A 17,818-nucleotide genomic window follows, 5' to 3' on the forward strand; every position below is an offset into this window, starting at 1 on the left:
TCTCACCATTCCGGCTCAACATTTATAACGCCAAACTGAGCAACATTATTCTTTCCAGTACCTTTTACATCGTACATAGCCTTATCTGCACAATTCAAAAGTTCATCCGACGACATACCCAACTGATACCCAGCGACCCCAATAGACACCGTAAATCGAATCGATCCATCTGCCAGCTTTCCGTTAATCCTTGGCTTGAATTCATAATTTTGAACAGCCAAACGTATTGCATCAGAATGCAGTAATGCTTCATCAACAGAAACAGCACACACAACAACCAGTTCGTCTCCACCATACCGAGCGGCAAACCACCCATATTTTTCAGAATGCGCACTGATAATTTTCGCTAAAGTCCTCAAGACATCGTCACCAACTTGATGACCATATGTGTCATTGACTTCTTTAAAATTATCAATATCAAGCATTAAGACAGAAAGAGGACTATTATCAACTTGATTTTGTTCTATAGCAGTCCGAAGGTAAGACTCAAGATACCGACGATTATGAAGTGGAGCCAAAAGCGGGTCAACATTTACTGTTTGTTCAAGAAAGCGTGCCCTCCTTTCCCACTCCTTGGCTTTTTCCTTATAATGCACCAGCATGCTTTTCAGCAGAACTTTCAGCTTTGGCCTCAAAGCTTCGAGGTCATCAGCTTCGGAAAGCACTTCCAATGTCTCCCGCCCGAAAGCGTTCAGCAATTTTCCGCGCTCTTGTTCTGAAGACAACGACTCACTTATAAATTCATTAACAACCATGGCCAATGAGGAGGTAACCTTTATCTGGGACTCAAGTTCCTCTTCCGCAGCGACAGTGGCCTGGTTGCTTGCTATAAACACCTCAAGATCATCAATGATCTGCTCAAATTTGCCATCCAAAGAACCATTATTCGCCAATCTACCAAAGACGCTTCTTTGCATAGCTGACTTTTGTTCATCCGTAAATATAGAAAAGTTACTAACCAAGTTTCTAACAAAAAGAACAACTGCTAGCCAGGACAGGTCATTACCACATCCAATTTTATGCATTTCGGAACAAATTTTTTTAATAGCGCAAGAATCGCTTTGACAATCTGTCGACATATAGTCCCCTTGATAACGCCCAACATCTACTATCCATTTTAGATCAATCGCACCACCAGCACAAGTACAGCCTCTAAAAAAAATGGTATCCTCAAATCTGTCGACTGGTCGCTTCGGGCTTCAGGAGAAATGAGGCCATCTGCCTAAAATTTAATCCGCTCACCACAGCCCGATCAGAAAAACTCGTAATTCCGGGCCATCTACCCCGCCGTCTGCCCGTACACGGGCCAACGTCTGCCCGAATGTTATCCAAAATTACCTCGTTATCCTGTAGGGTTGGCCAAGATGTTATCCAGCCCGGTTATCCACAAGATAAAAGGGGCCAGGCCAAACATGACCTAACCCCTTGAATTAATTCTGGTGCGCCCACAGGGACTCGAACCCCGGACCGTCTGCTTAGAAGGCAGATGCTCTATCCGACTGAGCTACGGGCGCGCGGCACGAAAACTAAACAAGCCGCCCCCTCCGGTCAAGGCCGGCCTTGACGAAAGGCTCCTTGCGGCTCACACTGGCAAATCCCGGGACATTGCCCGCCATAAGGAGACTGGCATGAAGCTGCGCGTGCTCGGATGCTCCGGCTCGGACCTGCCGGGGCACAACCTCACCTCGTTTTGCGTCAACGACACCATCCTCCTCGACGCCGGCTCCGTCACCTCCTCCCTGGACCTCGCCGCTCAGGCCAGGCTCGAACATATTTTCGTCAGCCACAGCCACCTCGACCATATCAAGGACATCCTGTTTCTGGCCGACAACCTCATCGAGTTCTTCGTCGCCGGCAGCCGCGCCCCAGTGGCCATCCACGGCTTGCCCGAAGTCCTCGACGCCATATCCACACACCTTTTAAACGACACCATCTGGCCCGACTTCACCGTCATCCCCACGGATTCGCCGGTGTTGACCTACGCCCCCATGATCCCGGGCGTGCCGGTCGTCATTGGCGATCTCAGCGTCGCCGCCTATCCCGTCAACCACGCCAAGGCCGCCTCGGGCTTCGTCCTGTGGCAGGACGGCGGCACGCGAAACCTCGCCTACACCGGCGACACCGGCCCCTGCGACGACTTCTGGAAGGCCATGGACGCCCTGCCCTTTGCGCTTACAAACCTGATCACCGAGGCCTCCTTCCCCTCTTCCATGGAAGCCCTGGCCACGGCCTCCAAGCACCTGACCCCGAAGCTCCTGCGCGCCGAACTCGACAAACTGCGCGCCCGGCCGGACATCTTCATCTACCACTTAAAGGCCCCGTTCGCCGACGTCATCGTGGACGAACTGGCCCGTGAACTGGCCGGCTACCACTACCGGCTCCTGCGAGAACATGACTGCATCGACATCTGATTTTCCCGATTTCGCCGCCTTTGCGGCCTATCTCGACTCCCTCGGCCTTTTTCACATGGACCTCGGCCCCGGGCGGATGCGCGCGGCCCTGGCCGGGCTTCGCCTGGAAAGCCTGCCCCATCTGGCCGCCCAGGTGGTCGGCACCAACGGCAAGGGTTCCACGGCCGCCTTGCTGGCCGGCCTGCTCGCCGCCCACGGCCTGCCTACGGGGCTGTATCTGTCGCCCCATTTCGTGAGCGTGCGCGAGCGCATCCTCCTGGGCGGCAAGATGATCTCCGAAGAGGATTGGACCCGGGCGGCAAGCGCCGTCCAGGCCGCCGTGGCCGGACGCGGCCTGGACGGCCGACTCACCTATTTTGAACTTTTAACCGCCATGGCCGCCTGGCTCTTCGCCGATCTCGGGGCCGAGGCCGCCGTCTATGAAGCCGGCCTGGGCGGGGCCGGCGACGCCACCACGGCGCTGCCCCGCGACCTGACGCTCTTCACACCCATGGGCCTGGACCACGCCTCGGTCATCGGGCCGACACTCGCCGACATCGCCCTCGACAAGGCCGGAGCGCTTATTCCCAGCGGCCAGGCCGTCACCGGTCCCCAGCCGGCCGAGGCCGCCGCCGTGCTGCGCCGCGAGGCGCTGGCTCGCGGCACGCGGCTTTTCGACGCAGCCGAACTGGCCGCCTACGATCCGTCGTCGCGCCAGGCCACGCTCCTTTTCCCCAAACGCCTGGACGTCCCGGACGTGAAGCTGAAACTCGCTGGGCCGCACCAAGCCCAAAACGCCGCCCTGGCCCTGGCCGGCTTCGCCCTGTGCGCCGAGGCCATGGGCATCGCCCCGGACTCCGAGGCCGTGCGCCGCGCCCTGGCCGAGACCTTCCTGCCCGGACGGCTCCATCTACTGCGTTTGCCGGGCATGGCTCCGGCGTTGCTGCTGGACAGCGCCCACAACCTGCCGGCCCTTACCGCCCTGGAGACTGCCCTCAAGGCCCTGCTCGTCTCGCCCACGGCGCTTATCTTCACCTGCCTGGCCGACAAGGACTTCGAGGCCATGGCGTCGATGGCCGCCCGGCTGACCACCGGCCCCATCTACGTGCCCGAGCTGCCGGGCGTGTCCCGGGCCCGACCGGCGGCCGAAGTCGCCGCCCGCCTGGGCAAGCGCGCCATGGCCGTGGCCGGTCCGCGCGAGGCGCTGGAAGCCGTGGAAAAGCTCGACGGCACGGTGCTTGTCTGCGGCTCCATGTACCTCTTGGCCGCGCTGTTCGCCGACCGCCCAAATTGATCTCGGCCCCGATTCCGGGTATTGGTCGCGCCTTGACGCCTCGCCAACGCCAACCCTTCGGGATCGCCGTGCAAAATCTTTTCCGTCTGCTCCCGCCCGTGGATGCTGTTCTGACCGCCCTCGGCGATGACGTAGGCTTGGCCGCGCTGCCCCGGGCCATGCTGCGCGACGCCGTCACGGCCTACCTCGACGGGCTGCGCGACGACATCCGCGCCGGCCGCCTGACCGAACCGGCCCAGCTCGACCACGGCCTCGTTTTCGCCCAGTGCGCCCGGCAGGTCGCCGCCGCCACCCGGCCGCATTTCCGGCGTGTGATAAACGCCACCGGCGTGGTGGTGCACACCAACCTCGGCCGCTCGCTTTTAGCCCCCGAGGCCGCCGCCGCCGCCGCTGACGCCTGCCTGCGCTACTCCAACCTGGAGTTCGATCTGGCCACCGGCGAGCGCGGCAGCCGCTACAGCCACGTGGTCGACATCCTGCGCACCCTGACCGGGGCCGAGGACGCGCTGGTCGTCAACAACAACGCCGCCGCCGTCATGATCGTCCTGGAAACCCTGGCCAAGGGCCGTGAAGTCATCGTCTCCCGGGGCCAGCTCGTGGAGATCGGCGGTTCGTTTCGCATTCCCGAGGTCATGGCCAAGTCCGGGGCCGTGCTGCGCGAGGTCGGAGCCACCAACCGCACGCATTTGCGCGACTACGAGAACGCCGTCAGCCCGGAAACCGCCGCGCTGCTCAAGGTCCACACCTCCAACTACCGCATCGTCGGGTTCACCAAGGAAGTCTCCCTGGCCGAACTGGCCGAACTGGGCGCGCGCCTGGGACTCCCGGTCATCGAGGACCTCGGCAGCGGCAATTTGACCGATTTCGCGGCCTGCGGCCTGCCCGGCGAACCGACGGTGCAGCAGGCCGTGGCCGAGGGCGCGGACGTGGTCACCTTTAGCGGCGACAAGGTGCTGGGCGGCCCCCAAGCCGGCATCATCGTCGGCAAGGCCAAGTATATCGCCGCCATCCGCAAAAATCCCCTCAACCGGGCCATGCGCATCGACAAGATGACGCTGGCCGCCCTGGAAGCCACGCTGCGCCTCTACCGCGACCCCGAGCGCGCCCGGGCCGTCATCCCGACCCTGGCCATGATCACGGCCTCCCCCGAGGCGCTTGCCAAAAAAGCCCGCAAGCTGGCTGGGCTGCTGCGAAAGGCCCTGGCCGGGCGCTACGCGGTTTCGGCCATCCCCGGCGCTTCCCGGGTGGGCGGCGGGGCCTATCCCGAACGCGATCTGCCGACCACCCTGGTGGCATTGCGTCCACTCACAGGCGCGCCCTCGCCCGACGCCCTGCGCCAGCGCCTGTTGGCCGCCGATCCGCCCCTGGTGGCCCGCACCCAGGACGACGCCCTGCTGCTCGACCCCCGGACGCTCGCCGACGACGAACTGAAGCTTGTGGCCACGGTGCTGGCCCAGGCCTGCCAGCCAGAAACCGCCTAGCGCCGCTGCCCGTAAAATCCCGCTCATCCCAAAAGACAAGGCTCCCGCCGGTCGCCATGACCGGCGGGAGCCTTTTTCGCCCGGATCTCGACGCCGCAAGCCGCGCCGGCCTGGGACGGTCGCGCCTCGGAGCTTGGCCGCTGCCTCGGGCGCAAGGAACACGCTGAACGCTAAATGTAGGCCCGCGAAGGCGGCGAACTGGGAAGCGTACCGGCGCGAAGCGCCTCCACCACGTCGGCGATGGCCGCCACCACCCCCTCGACGTCGCCGGCCAGATTGCAAATCGACGGCGACACGCGCAGCAAGTCCTGCCCCATGACCCGCAGATAGGCGATGGCGAAACGGTGTTTGGCGTAGACATGCTGCATGACGTCGCCGGCCGCCACGCCTTCGGGAGTACGGAACAGATAGACCGCGCTTCGCAGGGCGTCGTTGGTCGTCGGCGTGACGATGTGCCGCCAGGCCGCGTCCTCCCGGAAATCCGGGAACATCCGGGGCAGATGCCGGAACAGGGCGTTTTTGAGCCGCGTGCCCAGGGCATGGGTCCGGGCCTCGACGCGCTTTGGCGTCACGCCGGGATGGAAGTGGCCGGTGTGGAACAGCGCCGTCATCCAGGCCGCCACCAAGGTGACGTCGTTTTGTTGGCCCAGGTAGGAAAAGCGCCTGGCCGTGGCGTCGATGCCGCCGCTTTCGGGCGCGAAACCGTAATGGGCCGGGGTGTTGATGTGCTCGTCGTAGCCCCAGGCGCCCGGCGCGAAGCGTTCGGCCGCGCCCGTGGCCGGGTTCATGTAGATGACGCCGACCATGCGGGGGCCGCAGGGCCATTTGTGGAAACTGCCGGCGATGCTGTCCACGCCGGTTTCCTCAAGGCGCATGTCCAGCACGCCAAAGGCCTGGGCGCTGTCGGCGTGGATGTGGATGTCCTTGTTTACGGCCCGCAGTTCCTCGACGATGCGCCGCATGGGCAGGACCAGGCCGCTTTCGTTGGACTGCCAGGAGAGGCTGACGACCTTGGTGTTGCGGTCCACCAGCCGCAAAAGCGCGGCGACGATCTCGTCCTCGCCGGCCGGGTCCGAGGGCACGACCCCGGCCCGGGCCTCGTCGACGGAAACGGTCTGCGCAAACAGCTTCGTGCGCATGATCCGCACCGAATCCGGCCCCCAGCCCTGGGTCGCCTTGCGGTAGAGCCAGGCTTCGTGGTTGGTCGGGTGGTTGACGTCCCAGACCACGACGTTGTCCCGGGCAGGATTGAAAAAGCCCGAGGCGACCAGGCCGTTGTTGATGCAGTTGTTGGCCTGGGTGGCGTTGGCTGTCAGCGCAAGCAAGGCATTGGCCGGCGCGTCCAGCCCGCCAAGGCCGATCCAGGTCTTGACCGCGTCCAGGCCGTGCACGAGGCCGGCCTCGGCCAGCTCGCCCCGCAGCGCAAAGGAAATGTCCACTTCCATGAGCCGGCGCACGAGTTCCCCCATGGCCGAAACCGGCGTCAGCGCCGGACACATGTTGGCGGCGTTGACGGAAATGCAGCCAAAGGCGTCGCGGTCGAAATAGCGCCGCACCAAGGCTTCCCACTGGGCCTCGTCGTCCGGGGCCAGGGCGTGGCCGGCAAAGGGACGGCCCTCCCCGCGCCACAAGGCGATGGCCGCGAAAATGCGCTCCAGGGCGGAACCGGGCGGGGCTTTTTTCCAGGCTCCGTCAGTGGCAAGGGCCGCGCCGAGATCGTCGCGCCAGATAAAATCGCTCATCGACAACTCTCTCCCCGCCTCGCCGCCAACACATTGGCCCAAGGCGACAACAATCGGGCCATGGCCCGTTTATTCATCAATATGCCCGGCCGAGCCGGCCGGGGGTCCGTCCATAGCCCCTTGGACCACCGCCGGCAAGGGGGAAGCCGCCGCAACGGCGCTTTCCGTCCAAGCCCCCCTTTACCCCTTTTCCCGTCGAGGGGGTCCGGGGGGGATCATCCCCCCCGGCCGCCGGAGGCATCCTACACGCACCGCCCGGGCGGCGAACCCCGCGCCAAAGGGGGTTCCCTCGCCGGGCCGAGATGCTTATGATCAGCGTTCGTACGATCATGGAGGAACCCGCGCATCATGACCAACGACACCACCAAGGCGGATAGCCAACCCTCTTTCGCCATTGAAGCTAAAAGCTGCTGGGAGACCTACGCCTCCCCCGAAGTCCGCCAGGACATGCAGGCCCTGGCCGAGGGCTACGTGTCCTTTCTCACCGCCTGCAAGACCGAACGCGAAACCGTGCACTTCGTGCGCGAGGTCCTGACCAAGGCCGGATTCGCCGAATGCGACGACGAATTCAGCGGCGACGCCGTTTTTCGCGTCATGAAGGGCAAGACCGTCTTTGTGGCCCGCAAGGGCAAAAAGCCCCTGCGCGAGGGCTTCCGCCTGGTTGGCGCCCACTGCGACACGCCGCGCATCGACCTCAAGCAGCGCCCGCTCTATCAGGACTGCGGCGTGGCCCAGCTCAAGACCCACTATTACGGTGGCATCCGCAAGCACCAGTGGCTGGCCCGGCCGCTGGCCCTGCACGGCGTGGTGGCCAAAAAAGACGGCACGGTGGTGCCGGTGACCATTGGTGAGGACGCCGCCGATCCGGTCTTCGCCATCCCCGACCTTTTGCCGCACCTGGCCTACCGGCAGGTGGAAAAAAAGCTGTCCGAAGCCTTTGAGGCGGAAAAGCTCAACATCCTCATCGGCCATTCCCCGGCCGACAAGCCCGAACAGGCCGAAGGCGAGGACGCCGAGAAACCCGCCAAGAACGGCAACGAGGCCATCAAGGCCAAGGTGCTGGAACTTTTAAACGCCAAGTACGGCATCGCCGAGCCCGACCTCTACAGCGCCGAGCTGCAGGCCGTGCCGGCCGGGCCGGCCCGCTTCGTCGGCCTGGACGGGGCGCTGGTCGGCGGCTACGGCCAGGACGACCGGGTCTGCGTCTATACGGCCCTGTCGGCACTTCTCGACGCTCCCCAGCCCGAGCACACCCAGATCGTGCTTTTTTGGGACAAGGAAGAGATCGGCTCCGAAGGCTCCACCGGGGCCAAGTCGCGCTTTTTCGAATATTGCCTGGAAGATTTGATCGACGCCTGGGACGCGGGCGCGCGCAAGAGCCGGGTGCTGGCTGCCGGCAAGGCCGTTTCGGCCGATGTCCACGCCGCCCTGGACCCGGATTATCAAGACCTCCACGAGAAGCTCAATTCGGCGCTTTTGGGCTTTGGCCCGTGCTTTTGCAAATTTACTGGTCACCGGGGCAAGGTCGGGGCCAACGACGCCCACCCCGAGTACGTGGCCTGGCTGCGTAACCTCCTGGACCAGGCCGGCATCCCCTGGCAGATGGCGGAACTGGGCCGGGTGGACCTCGGCGGCGGCGGCACGGTGGCCAAGTTCCTGGCCGTCTACGGCATGGACATCATCGATTTCGGCCCGGCCGTGCTCAGTATGCACAGCCCGTTCGAGATCACCAGCGTGGCCGACATCTACGCCAGCAAACTGGCCTACAAGGCCTTCCTGTCGAGCTAACGGCAACGCCCCTTACCCCATGTTGGGGGTCCGGGGGCCTAAGGCCCCCGGCGGAGAGGTCCAGGAGAGGCAGCGCCTCTCCTGGCCGCCGGAGGCATCTTCATCTTCTTCTTACGCTCACAAGGACGCGCACATGCCAGTGATCATGGGGACGGCCGGGCATATCGACCATGGCAAGACGACGCTCGTCAAGGCTTTGACCGGCATCGACTGCGACCGTCTGGCCGAGGAGAAGAAGCGCGGCATCACCATTGAGCTGGGCTTTGCCTTCATGGACCTGCCCGGCGGCGCGCGCCTTGGCGTGGTGGACGTGCCCGGCCATGAGCGGTTTGTCAAAAACATGGTGGCCGGCGCGGCCGGCATCGATTTCGTGACGCTGGTCATCGCCGCCGACGAGGGCGTCATGCCCCAGACCCGCGAGCACCTGGACATCTGCACGCTGCTAGGCGTGTCCACGGGCTTGGTAGCCCTGACCAAATGCGACATGGTGGACCCGGACTGGCTGGCCATGGTCACCGACGACGTGCGCGCCGAGCTGGCCGGCACGTTCCTGGCCGATGCCCCCATCTTTCCGGTCTCGTCCCACACCGGCCAGGGCTTGCCGGAGCTGCGCCAGGCCCTGTCCGATCTGGTGGCCGCCTTTGCCCCCAAGCGCCGCTCGGATCTGGCCCGGCTGCCCATCGACCGCGTGTTCACCCTGCGCGGCCATGGCACCGTGGTCACGGGCACGCTCATTGCCGGATCGTTTAAAATCGGCGACGACGTGCGTCTTTTTCCGACAGACAAACGCTCCAAGGTCCGGGGGCTGCAGTCCCACGGCGAATCCGTGGAGGTTTCGCCGGCCGGCCGGCGCACGGCCGTCAATCTGGCCGGCCTGGAAGTCGAGGACATCGAACGCGGCGAAGTGCTGGCCCTGCCGGGGACGCTTTTTCCGGACACCATATGGGAAGCCGAAGTCCACTGCCTGGCCTCGTCGCCGCGCGGGCTCAAGCACCGCACCGAAGTGCATCTGCACCACGGCACCCGGGAAATCCTGGCCCGCATCCATCTCCTCGACCGCGACAAGCTCGAACCCGGCCAGACGGCCGTGTGCCAGCTGCGCCTGCCCGAGCCCCTGGCCGGCGTCCACGGCGACCGGGTGGTCATCCGCTCGGGCGCGCCGCTTCGCACCGTGGCCGGCGGCCGGGTCGTCACGCCCATGGCCTATCGCATCAAGCGCAACACCGAGGCCACCACCGCCCTTTTGGCCGAACTGGCCGCAGCCTCCGGGGCGGGGCTGGTCGCCCTGCAACTGCGCCGGGCCGGACCGGACGGCCTGGGGTTCGCCCGGCTCATGACCTTGTCCGACCTGGAATCCAAGGCCCTGGAAAAGGCCCTGGGGGCGCTTTGCGACAAGGGCGGCGCGGCCCTGGTCGACCGCGAAGGCAAGGAAGGCCGCCACTACGTTCACGGCGACACCGTGGCCGAACTGGCGGCCACGCTCACCGACTTCGTCGCCGCCTTCCACAAACGCGAACCCCTCAAGCTCGGCGTGTCGCGCAGCGAGCTGGCCTCCACCTGGGGCAAGAAGCTCACCCCCAAACTGTTCCACTTCATGGTCGAACGCCTGCTGCGCGCCGGCAAACTGGCCAACGAAGGCGACGTCATCCGCCTGCCCGGCCACAAGGTCTCCCTGGCCTCGGACCAGGCCAAGCTGCGCGGCATCCTGCTTGACGCCTACGTCAAGGGCGGCCTGACCCCGCCCAACGTCAAGGATATCCTCGAACCCCTGGACCTCACTTTCAAAGAAGCCCAGCCGGTCTACAAGGTGCTCCAGGACGAAGGACGCATCGTCAAGGCCCAGGAAGGCATGTACTTCTGCGCCGAGGCGATAAAGGCGCTCATCGAAAAGGTGCAGGCCTACTACGCCGCCGGAGCCGTGGACATGGGGCCGGCGGAATTTCGCGAACTGACCGGCCTGTCACGCAAGTTCCTCATCGCGCTGCTCGAATACCTGGACAAGGAAAAGGTGACTGTCCGCGTCGGCGACAAGCGGCAGTTGCGTAAGCGGTGAGAAGTAAAGAGGAAGATGCCTCCGGCGGCCAAAGGGGCTGAGCCCCTTTGGAAACCCCGCATGGGGAAAATACGAGCGCCTGTTGGCGCGCGGCTTCGCGCGCGCCAACAGGCGCTATGGTTTTCCAGGTCGGGGGTCCGGGGGGCTGAGCCCCCCGGCCGCCGGAGGCATCTTCCTGCCTTATCTAAAAAATAAAGTTCAGCTTTTTCTTGAGCGCGTCCAGATTCCGCGAAGCCCGGGCGCGGGCTTTGGCGTTGCCGGCTTCGAGGATGTCCCAGACGAGCTTGGGGTCTTTGTCAAAGGCCTTGCGCCGGTCGCGGACGGGTTCGAGGAAGGCGTTCATGGATTCGACGAGGAGCTTTTTGCAGTCGCCGCAGCCCCAGGTGGCGTGGGTGCAGCCGTCGACGATTTCGGGGAGCCTGGCCGGGTCGGTGAGCAGCTCATGGTAGGGGAAGAGGTTGCATTCCTTGGGATCGCCGGGATCGGTCAGGCGAGCGCGCTTTTCGCAGGTGAGCATGCTCATGACTTTCTTCTTCATAGCCCCGGGCTCTTCGGACAGGCCAATGGCGTTGCCGTAGCTTTTGCTCATCTTGCGGCCGTCGAGGCCGGGCAGCTTGGAGTCCGGGGTGAGCATGGCTTGGGGTTCGGGGAAGAAGTTGCCGTAGAGGTGGTTGGCCCGGCGGGCAATTTCCCGGGTGAGTTCCAGGTGGGGCAGCTGGTCGAGGCCCACGGGCACGAACCCGGGCTTGTAGAGCAGGATGTCCGAGGCCATGAGCACGGGGTAGCCCAAAAAGCCGTAGGTGTTGAGTTCCTTGGCGGCCAGCTCCTGGAGCTGGTCCTTGTAGGTGGGGCAGCGTTCCAGCCAGGAGACCGGGGTGACCATGGACAGCAGCAGATGCAGCTCGGCGTGTTCCTTGACCTGGGACTGCTGGAACAGCACGGATTTTTCGGGATCAAGGCCGGCGGCCACCCAGTCCTTGACGAGTTCGGGAACAAAGCCCTTGATGCGCTTGGGATCGGCGTATTCGGTGGTGAGCGCGTGCCAGTCGGCGACAAAGAAGAAGCACTCGTGGCTGTCCTGGATGTTGACCCAGTTCTTGAGCACGCCGAAGTAGTGGCCGAGGTGGAGCGCGCCGGTGGGGCGCATGCCGGAGACGATGCGTTTGTTTTCCTTGGGGGCGTTGTCGCTCATGGGCTTGTGTTCCGTTTTCGTCGTGGAGGGTATCGGGTGAAGGCGGCCGGGGCCGCGGCCTTACAGCAGGATTTGGGTGAAGTAGCGCACCGGCGGTAAGATGATGCGGCCAAGGATGCCGGTGACGGCCAAAAGCAGCAGCGCGAAAAATCCCCAGCGACCGAGGTCCATGTAGCGCAGGGCAAGCCGCGGCGGCAGGAAGGCGGCCAGGACGTTGCTGCCGTCCAGCGGCGGCACGGGGATCAGGTTGAACACGGCCAGGGCCAGGTTGACCTGCACCCCGGCGGCGCAGATGTAGGCCAGAGGTTCGAGGATGCTGTAGGCGGCGGAGCCTTGGAGCGTGCCCATGGCGGCGTATTCGACCATGCGGATGGCCATGGCGAAGAAGATGGCCAACAGCACGTTCATGGCCGGTCCGGCCAGGGCCACGAGCATCATGCCCTTGGCCGGGTCGCGGAAATAGCGCGGGTCCACGGGCACGGGCTTGGCCCAGCCGATCATGCGGGTGAGCAGGAAGGCCAACGCGCCGAAGAGGTCGAGATGTTTGATGGGGTTGAACGTCAGACGGCCGGCCAGTCGGGCGGTTGGGTCGCCAAGCCAGTTGGCCACGTAGCCATGGGCCACTTCGTGGAAGGTGACGCCCATGAGGACCGGGACGAGGAGCAGCGCGATTTCTTGAATGGCGCGCGAAATATCGGGAAACATGGGCATGGCGGCTAGCACGAACGCCGCCCCGGGGCAAGGGCAATCGCCCGGACGGCGGCAGGCGCTCCACGGCCGCCGCAGGGCATGTCCGGTCAAGTCGGCCTCGGCCGATACGTTTGGCGTTTTCGAGAAAGACGAGAAGGCATGATTACAGAAAAACAGATATTGGCACGAGCAACGAAGGGAGGGGCGTGCCCTTGGACGAGGGCAACAGGCAGAGGGCTCGTGCCCCCGCCAACGGCGACCGGCGGGGGCACGAGACGATCAGGACGCGCCGGCCAGGGCCTTGGCCATGGCCTGGGCGACCTTGGATTTGAGCTCGCCGAGATCCACGGACTTGACCACGTAGTAGTCGGCGGCGATGGATTTGAGGTCGTGCTGGAAGCTGTCGTAGGCGGTGCTTAAAATCACCGGGATGGCCTGGTCCTTGCCCCGGATTTCCTGGAGGAGATCAAGGCCCGAACGATTGCCGCCGAGCTTGATGTCGAGGACCACCACATCGGGAGCATGCTTTTCCAGCAGGGCCAGGATGTCGTCCTCGCCGTCCGAAACCGCGACCACATAGCCTTCGCCTTCCAACTCTTCCTGATAAAGCATCCGAATATGCTTTTCGTCGTCAACGACAAGTATTTTCCCGCTCATGACAAACTCCTTGCAACGCTTGGCAAAACCGACAGGATGCCTGTCCGATGCTTCCATCTTATGCGCAAAACCCTTTGCATGGTCAACCGTTTTCCTACCGTGACCGGCTTGATTCCGGGAAAGGGCCAGGATACTAAGCTGGGCCATGATCACCGTGACTTTTGACGGCAAAAACCAGCCGACCACCTACCCGAAAATCAAGACCGTCCTCCAATTGCTCAACAATCTTCACCTGCGCGTCAACGACGCGCTCATCATCCGCGACGGCGAACTGCTCACCCCGGACCGCCATCTGTGGCCCGGAGACCATGTCACCGTGCGGATGGTGGTTTCCCGGGGCTGACGGCCGGCTTTGACGCCCTGCCCCCTTTTCGGCGCGGCGGGACATACGGCCGCCGATCCTTTTTTGCCATGACAAGGACCAATCCATGAAGTGCAAGCGCTGCGGCGAACTGGCGGCGGTCAAGCTGCCGAGCCACCATGCCGGTTTCTGCCCGAGCTGTTTCGAGGGATTTTTCAAAAAGCAGGTGGAGACGGCCGTGCGTCGTCACGGCATGATCGGCCGTGACGAGAAGGTGCTGGTGGCTGTCTCGGGCGGCAAGGACTCGCTGGCGCTCATGCGCGTGCTCACCGACCTCGGCCATGTGGTGGAGGGCCTGCACGTCCACCTGGGCATCCCGGACTCGTCGGACCCGGTGGCCGAGCGCACCAGGGCCTTTTGCGCCGCAAGCGGCCTGACCCTGCACGTGCTCCATACCGCCGAACACGGCCTGGCCGTGCCGGACGTGAAAGACGCCGTGCGCCGGCCGGTGTGCGCCGTGTGCGGCAAGATCAAGCGGCACTACTTCAACCGCTTCGCCTACGAAAACGGCTTCGCCGCCCTGGCCACCGGCCACAATCTCGACGACGAGACGGCCCGGCTTTTCGCCAACGTCCTGCGCTGGGACCCGGCCTATTTGGGCACCCAGGGCCCGACGCTGCCCGGCGAGGGCAAGTTCGTGCGCAAGATAAAGCCCCTCTACCGGCTGACCGAATTCGAGACGGCGGCGTATTGCTTTTTAAAGGGCATCGACCACTGGAAGGCGGCCTGCCCCTACAGCGGCGGAGCCAGCTTCACCGGCCACAAAAAGCTCATCGCCGACCTGGAAGACCGCAGCCCCGGCCAGAAGATCGCGTTTTACGAGGCGTTTTTGGCCCAGGGCCGGCCGCACTTCGCCGGCGCGTCCCGGGGCGAGGGGCAGGATACGCTGTACGCTTGCGCACAGTGCGGTTTCCCGTCGTCCGGGGAGGTCTGCGGCGTGTGCCGGGTGCGCGAGCAGGTGGCGGCCCACAAGGCGCGGCGGGAAGCGGTCTAGCGCCGCCCTTCCCCTACTTCTTGGGTGTGGCGGCCTTGGTGGCCGGCTTGGCCTTGGCTTTGGGGGCGGGCTTAGGCTTTTTCTTCTTCGGCTTTTTCTTGGGCAGCTTGCCTTCTTCGGCCAACTTGAACAGCTTGCGCTTTTTCGAATCAAAGGTCAGGGCGGTGTTGATGGCGGCCAGGGCCAGGGCGGCGATGGTCAAGATCACCACCAACCCTTTTTGCAACTGCCACTTCTGGTTCTCCATCATATCGGCCACCCAGCCCTGGCCGTAGCGCTGAAAGAAATAGACCATAAGCGGCACGACGATAAGCGACAGCCCCAGGCTGGCCACTTCCATCCACATGAAATTGCGCCCGAAAAGCATGACGAAAAACGTGGTGTCGCGCACGACCCGCAGCGTCACCAGCCGCGTGCGCAAGGTCTGGATGCGCTCGTCCACCTCGGGCATGGTCTCGCGGCTTTTGCGGAAATTCTCGGCCTCGTCCATTTTGGCCGTGCGCATCCAGTTGAGCCTTGTGGCGCAGTAGTTGAAGTCACGGTTGAACTCCCGCAGCATGGCCGGAAACGGGAACCAGGCCGCCTCGCGCTGGATGGCCCGCAGGTCCTCCACCTGCCGGTCCTGGCGGGCACGCATGGCGGCCAGCTCGGCCTCAATGGCTTTTTTGACCTCGCCCTCGAAGACGTCCACCCCGGCCACAAACCGCTTGAAGGCCACATAATTGCTGACCTTGCCGAGCTTGCCCAGTTCCTCGGCTCGGCCGGCCGCCTCGGCCAGGTAGGGATCTTCGTCAAGAAACCGGCCGCGTACCGCCTCGGACAACTCCGTCAGGACCAATTGCCGTCCCTTGGCTTCATCCCGGGCCGCGTTCCAGATGCGCCACAAAGCCCCAAGCACCTGCAACCGGCCCCGCTCCAGCTCGGGATCGAGCATCACCCGATGGAAGGTCGGGGCGTCGGCGGCCACCAGGGGCAGGAGATACTGCAAGCCCTGGTCAATGAAGCCCATTTTCACCAGGCACACGCCCTGGCGGTAGGTCGGTTCGATCCACTTGGGGTTTTCGCGCAGGGTTTCACGATACTGGGCGATGGCCCGGTGGCAGTCGCCCTGAATCTCCCAGGCCCGGCCTTCGAGAAAATGGAAATAGCCGCGCTGCAGGGCCGTGTAGCAAAGCCGGCAGGATTCCTGCCAATAATAGACGGTCTTGGTCCAGTCGCCGGCCTCCAGGGCCTGGAAGCCTTGCAGGGACTTGGGCTGGTAGGCCCGGGGATACTTGGACAGGGCCTCGGCCATGAGCGCGTCGTAGTTCTCGCCGTCGCCGGCCCGAAGGGCCGACAGCGCCCCCCAGATGAAATCGCCCTCGCGCTGGCCGAGTTGGCTCAGGCCATCGGGAAAGGTCTTGCCCTTGCTGCGCCACACGATCTCCAGCAGGCGCAACTGGAAGGGCATGTCGGTCTCGAAGATGGACTGGTAATACAGCGAAGCCGCGTCGCTCCCGCCGAGCAGCCGGGCCGACTCGGCGGCGAAATCGGCGGCCAGTGCGCTTTCGAGGCCCTCGGACAAGGCTTCGAGGCTGCCCATGTCCACATCGCCAAACCGCTCCCACACGCCGGGATCCAGGGCCATGAGCTGCTTGGACGGGCAGTTGCGCGGCTCGTGGTTATTGAGTCCGCAGTAGAAGCACGGCTTGGCGTCGCCGCCGGACAAGGCCGAAGGCAGCGGCACGGCCAGCTCGCCCTGGGTCGCCTCGTCGGCCGCGGCCTCGTCGGCCGCCTCGACCCGGGCCAGGCTCACGTTGCACCAGTCCTCGATATTGATGCCCCGGGACAGCGTGCGGGCCTCGTGGATGACGAAATCGCCGCCCAATAAAAAGGCCGTGCGGTAGCTCATGTGGGGAAAATCCGGGCTCATCTGGTCCCAGTCCAGGCCCAGGCGGCGCGGCAGGTCCTTGCCCAGGGTGCGGCCCTTGGACGAGGCGGCGACCATGACGCTTGGCCAATAGTGGCCGGACTCGCCCTCCTCCTTGAGGCGCATGATGCGGGCGATGGTGTCGCGCGCCCAGGTGCGCAGCTTTTTAAGCCCCGAAAGTTCGAAAAGGAGAAAGCCTTCATGGCGGGTAAACTTGACGCCCAGGCGTTCGACGATGTCGAGGAGTTCCTCGGCGATGTTGCGCCAGCCCTCAGCGGTGTTGCGGCTTAAGGGGTCGCCCAGGGGGCGCAGCACGCAGTACCAGATGAGCCCCGGATCGTAGGCCAGGGCGGTATCGGCGTCCAGGCGCTCGAAAGCCACCCGGGCCAGCCCCATGGTCGGCTTGACGGGCTGGAGCGACAGCCCCGGGATCATGGCCACCTGGGACTTCAAATTGGGATGGAGCAGGACTTCCAGGGTTTCGCCCGGCGAGACGTGCTGGCGCGAGAGTTCCACGGACATGGTCAGCGACCGGTCGAACTTGGGGCCGACCAGCATGGCCGCCGGCACCACTTCGATGAAAAGCCGCATGGGATTGACCTTGCCCCACACGAGAATGCGCCCCAGGGCCCGCAATCCCTCATCGCCGCAAAAAAACCACAGGGCTTGGCCGTAGGCGTCGGCCATGCGCAGGCCGCCGTATTCTTCGAGCATGGTGGGCACGCCCGGGTCGAGCTCGCCGTCCCAGGTCATCCAGACGCAGATGGCGTTGTGCACCATGCGCGTGGTCGGGATTTGCGGCAGCTTCTCCAGCAGATTGGCGATGTAAAACGTGGACAACGGGGCTGTTCTCCCTTACTTGCCGCTTATGGACATCTCAAAAACCATCGCCTCGCTCAAAACCGAGCCGGGCTTCCTGGAAAAGGTCGGCATGGTGCTCGTGCACAACGGCGTGGCCCGGGCCACGTCGCGAAACGGCGCTCCCGTGGGCAAGCTCGAAGTCACGGTGAACCAGGAACTCGTCGAGGCCATCCGCCGCGAAGGCGAAGCCATGCCCGGCATGTTCCGGGTGCTGGTCACGGCCAACGCCGGCGTCTTCGTGCCCGGCGACGACCTGCTTTTTATCATCGCCGCCGGCGACATCCGCGAAAACGTCCTGGCCGCGCTGACCCACACGCTGACCCGCATCAAGGCCGAGGCCATCAGCAAGCGGGAAATCGCGCCCGAATAACGCGGCGCGGACGGCGACCGGGGGGCAATGCCGGCC

Annotated in this window: 14 protein-coding genes and 1 tRNA gene; 8 read left to right on the plus strand and 7 right to left on the minus strand. The window is 64.2% G+C overall.

Annotated elements, in window-relative coordinates; genetic code table 11:
- Positions 1–2 precede the first annotated feature (2 nt).
- Positions 3–1,079: a GGDEF domain-containing protein gene (locus tag DMR_RS23545; RefSeq protein WP_015861702.1), complete on the minus strand. Its 1,077-nt coding sequence runs from the start codon at positions 1,077–1,079 to the stop codon at positions 3–5.
- Between the two features lie 358 nt (positions 1,080–1,437).
- Positions 1,438–1,514: transfer RNA gene (locus tag DMR_RS14545), tRNA-Arg, on the minus strand.
- A gap of 114 nt (positions 1,515–1,628) precedes the next feature.
- Between DMR_RS14545 and DMR_RS14550 the strand changes: the two genes are divergently transcribed.
- From DMR_RS14550 to selA, 3 genes are all read left to right on the plus strand, one after another.
- The gene (locus DMR_RS14550) at positions 1,629–2,411 is read left to right on the plus strand and encodes a 3',5'-cyclic-nucleotide phosphodiesterase (RefSeq protein ID WP_015861703.1); all 783 of its coding nucleotides are present in this window, start codon (positions 1,629–1,631) and stop codon (positions 2,409–2,411) included.
- Positions 2,392–3,684 carry a bifunctional folylpolyglutamate synthase/dihydrofolate synthase gene (locus DMR_RS14555; RefSeq protein ID WP_043600770.1) on the plus strand — a complete coding sequence of 431 codons (1,293 nt, stop codon included), beginning with the start codon at positions 2,392–2,394 and terminating at the stop codon, positions 3,682–3,684. The genes DMR_RS14550 and DMR_RS14555 overlap by 20 nt, the downstream gene beginning before the upstream one ends.
- Before the next feature lie 68 nt (positions 3,685–3,752).
- Positions 3,753–5,165 carry an L-seryl-tRNA(Sec) selenium transferase gene (gene selA, locus DMR_RS14560; RefSeq protein ID WP_015861705.1) on the plus strand — a complete coding sequence of 471 codons (1,413 nt, stop codon included), beginning with the start codon at positions 3,753–3,755 and terminating at the stop codon, positions 5,163–5,165.
- Positions 5,166–5,335: 170 nt separating this feature from the next.
- On the opposite strand, the gene DMR_RS14565 is transcribed toward selA, so the two are convergent.
- The gene (locus DMR_RS14565) at positions 5,336–6,907 is read right to left on the minus strand and encodes an aminotransferase class V-fold PLP-dependent enzyme (RefSeq protein WP_015861706.1); all 1,572 of its coding nucleotides are present in this window, start codon (positions 6,905–6,907) and stop codon (positions 5,336–5,338) included.
- 348 nt (positions 6,908–7,255) lie between these two features.
- Here DMR_RS14565 and DMR_RS14570 point away from each other — a divergent pair, with 348 nt between their 5' ends.
- Both DMR_RS14570 and selB read left to right on the plus strand, forming a co-directional pair.
- On the plus strand, positions 7,256–8,695 hold the full coding sequence (locus DMR_RS14570) for an aminopeptidase (protein WP_015861707.1): 1,440 nt from the start codon (positions 7,256–7,258) through the stop codon (positions 8,693–8,695).
- Between the two features lie 133 nt (positions 8,696–8,828).
- Positions 8,829–10,748: a selenocysteine-specific translation elongation factor gene (gene selB / locus DMR_RS14575; RefSeq protein WP_043600773.1), complete on the plus strand. Its 1,920-nt coding sequence runs from the start codon at positions 8,829–8,831 to the stop codon at positions 10,746–10,748.
- A 184-nt stretch (positions 10,749–10,932) separates the two neighbouring features.
- Here selB and trpS read toward each other — a convergent pair whose 3' ends face one another.
- The 3 genes from trpS to DMR_RS14590 form a co-directional block, all read right to left on the minus strand.
- Positions 10,933–11,940 (minus strand): tryptophan--tRNA ligase, encoded by a 1,008-nt coding sequence (gene trpS / locus DMR_RS14580; RefSeq protein WP_015861709.1) that lies wholly within the window; start codon positions 11,938–11,940, stop codon positions 10,933–10,935.
- Between the two features lie 60 nt (positions 11,941–12,000).
- A complete protein-coding gene (locus DMR_RS14585) occupies positions 12,001–12,651 on the minus strand; it encodes a site-2 protease family protein (protein WP_015861710.1) in 651 nt (216 codons plus the stop codon).
- Positions 12,652–12,909: 258 nt separating this feature from the next.
- Complete coding sequence (locus DMR_RS14590) at positions 12,910–13,287, minus strand: response regulator (protein WP_015861711.1); 378 nt, start codon at positions 13,285–13,287, stop codon at positions 12,910–12,912.
- 145 nt (positions 13,288–13,432) lie between these two features.
- Here DMR_RS14590 and DMR_RS14595 point away from each other — a divergent pair, with 145 nt between their 5' ends.
- Together DMR_RS14595 and DMR_RS14600 are read left to right on the plus strand one after the other, a co-directional pair.
- Positions 13,433–13,630: a hypothetical protein gene (locus DMR_RS14595; RefSeq protein ID WP_015861712.1), complete on the plus strand. Its 198-nt coding sequence runs from the start codon at positions 13,433–13,435 to the stop codon at positions 13,628–13,630.
- An 85-nt stretch (positions 13,631–13,715) separates the two neighbouring features.
- The gene (locus tag DMR_RS14600; RefSeq protein WP_015861713.1) at positions 13,716–14,642 is read left to right on the plus strand and encodes an ATP-binding protein; all 927 of its coding nucleotides are present in this window, start codon (positions 13,716–13,718) and stop codon (positions 14,640–14,642) included.
- 13 nt (positions 14,643–14,655) lie between these two features.
- On the opposite strand, the gene DMR_RS14605 is transcribed toward DMR_RS14600, so the two are convergent.
- Positions 14,656–17,391: a tetratricopeptide repeat protein gene (locus DMR_RS14605; RefSeq protein WP_015861714.1), complete on the minus strand. Its 2,736-nt coding sequence runs from the start codon at positions 17,389–17,391 to the stop codon at positions 14,656–14,658.
- Between the two features lie 28 nt (positions 17,392–17,419).
- On the opposite strand from DMR_RS14605, the gene DMR_RS14610 reads away from it, so the two are divergent.
- On the plus strand, positions 17,420–17,782 hold the full coding sequence (locus DMR_RS14610) for a molybdenum cofactor biosynthesis protein MoaE (RefSeq protein ID WP_015861715.1): 363 nt from the start codon (positions 17,420–17,422) through the stop codon (positions 17,780–17,782).
- Positions 17,783–17,818: the final 36 nt, after the last annotated feature.

Source organism: Solidesulfovibrio magneticus RS-1 (assembly GCF_000010665.1).
GTDB classification, from domain to species: domain Bacteria; phylum Desulfobacterota; class Desulfovibrionia; order Desulfovibrionales; family Desulfovibrionaceae; genus Solidesulfovibrio; species Solidesulfovibrio magneticus.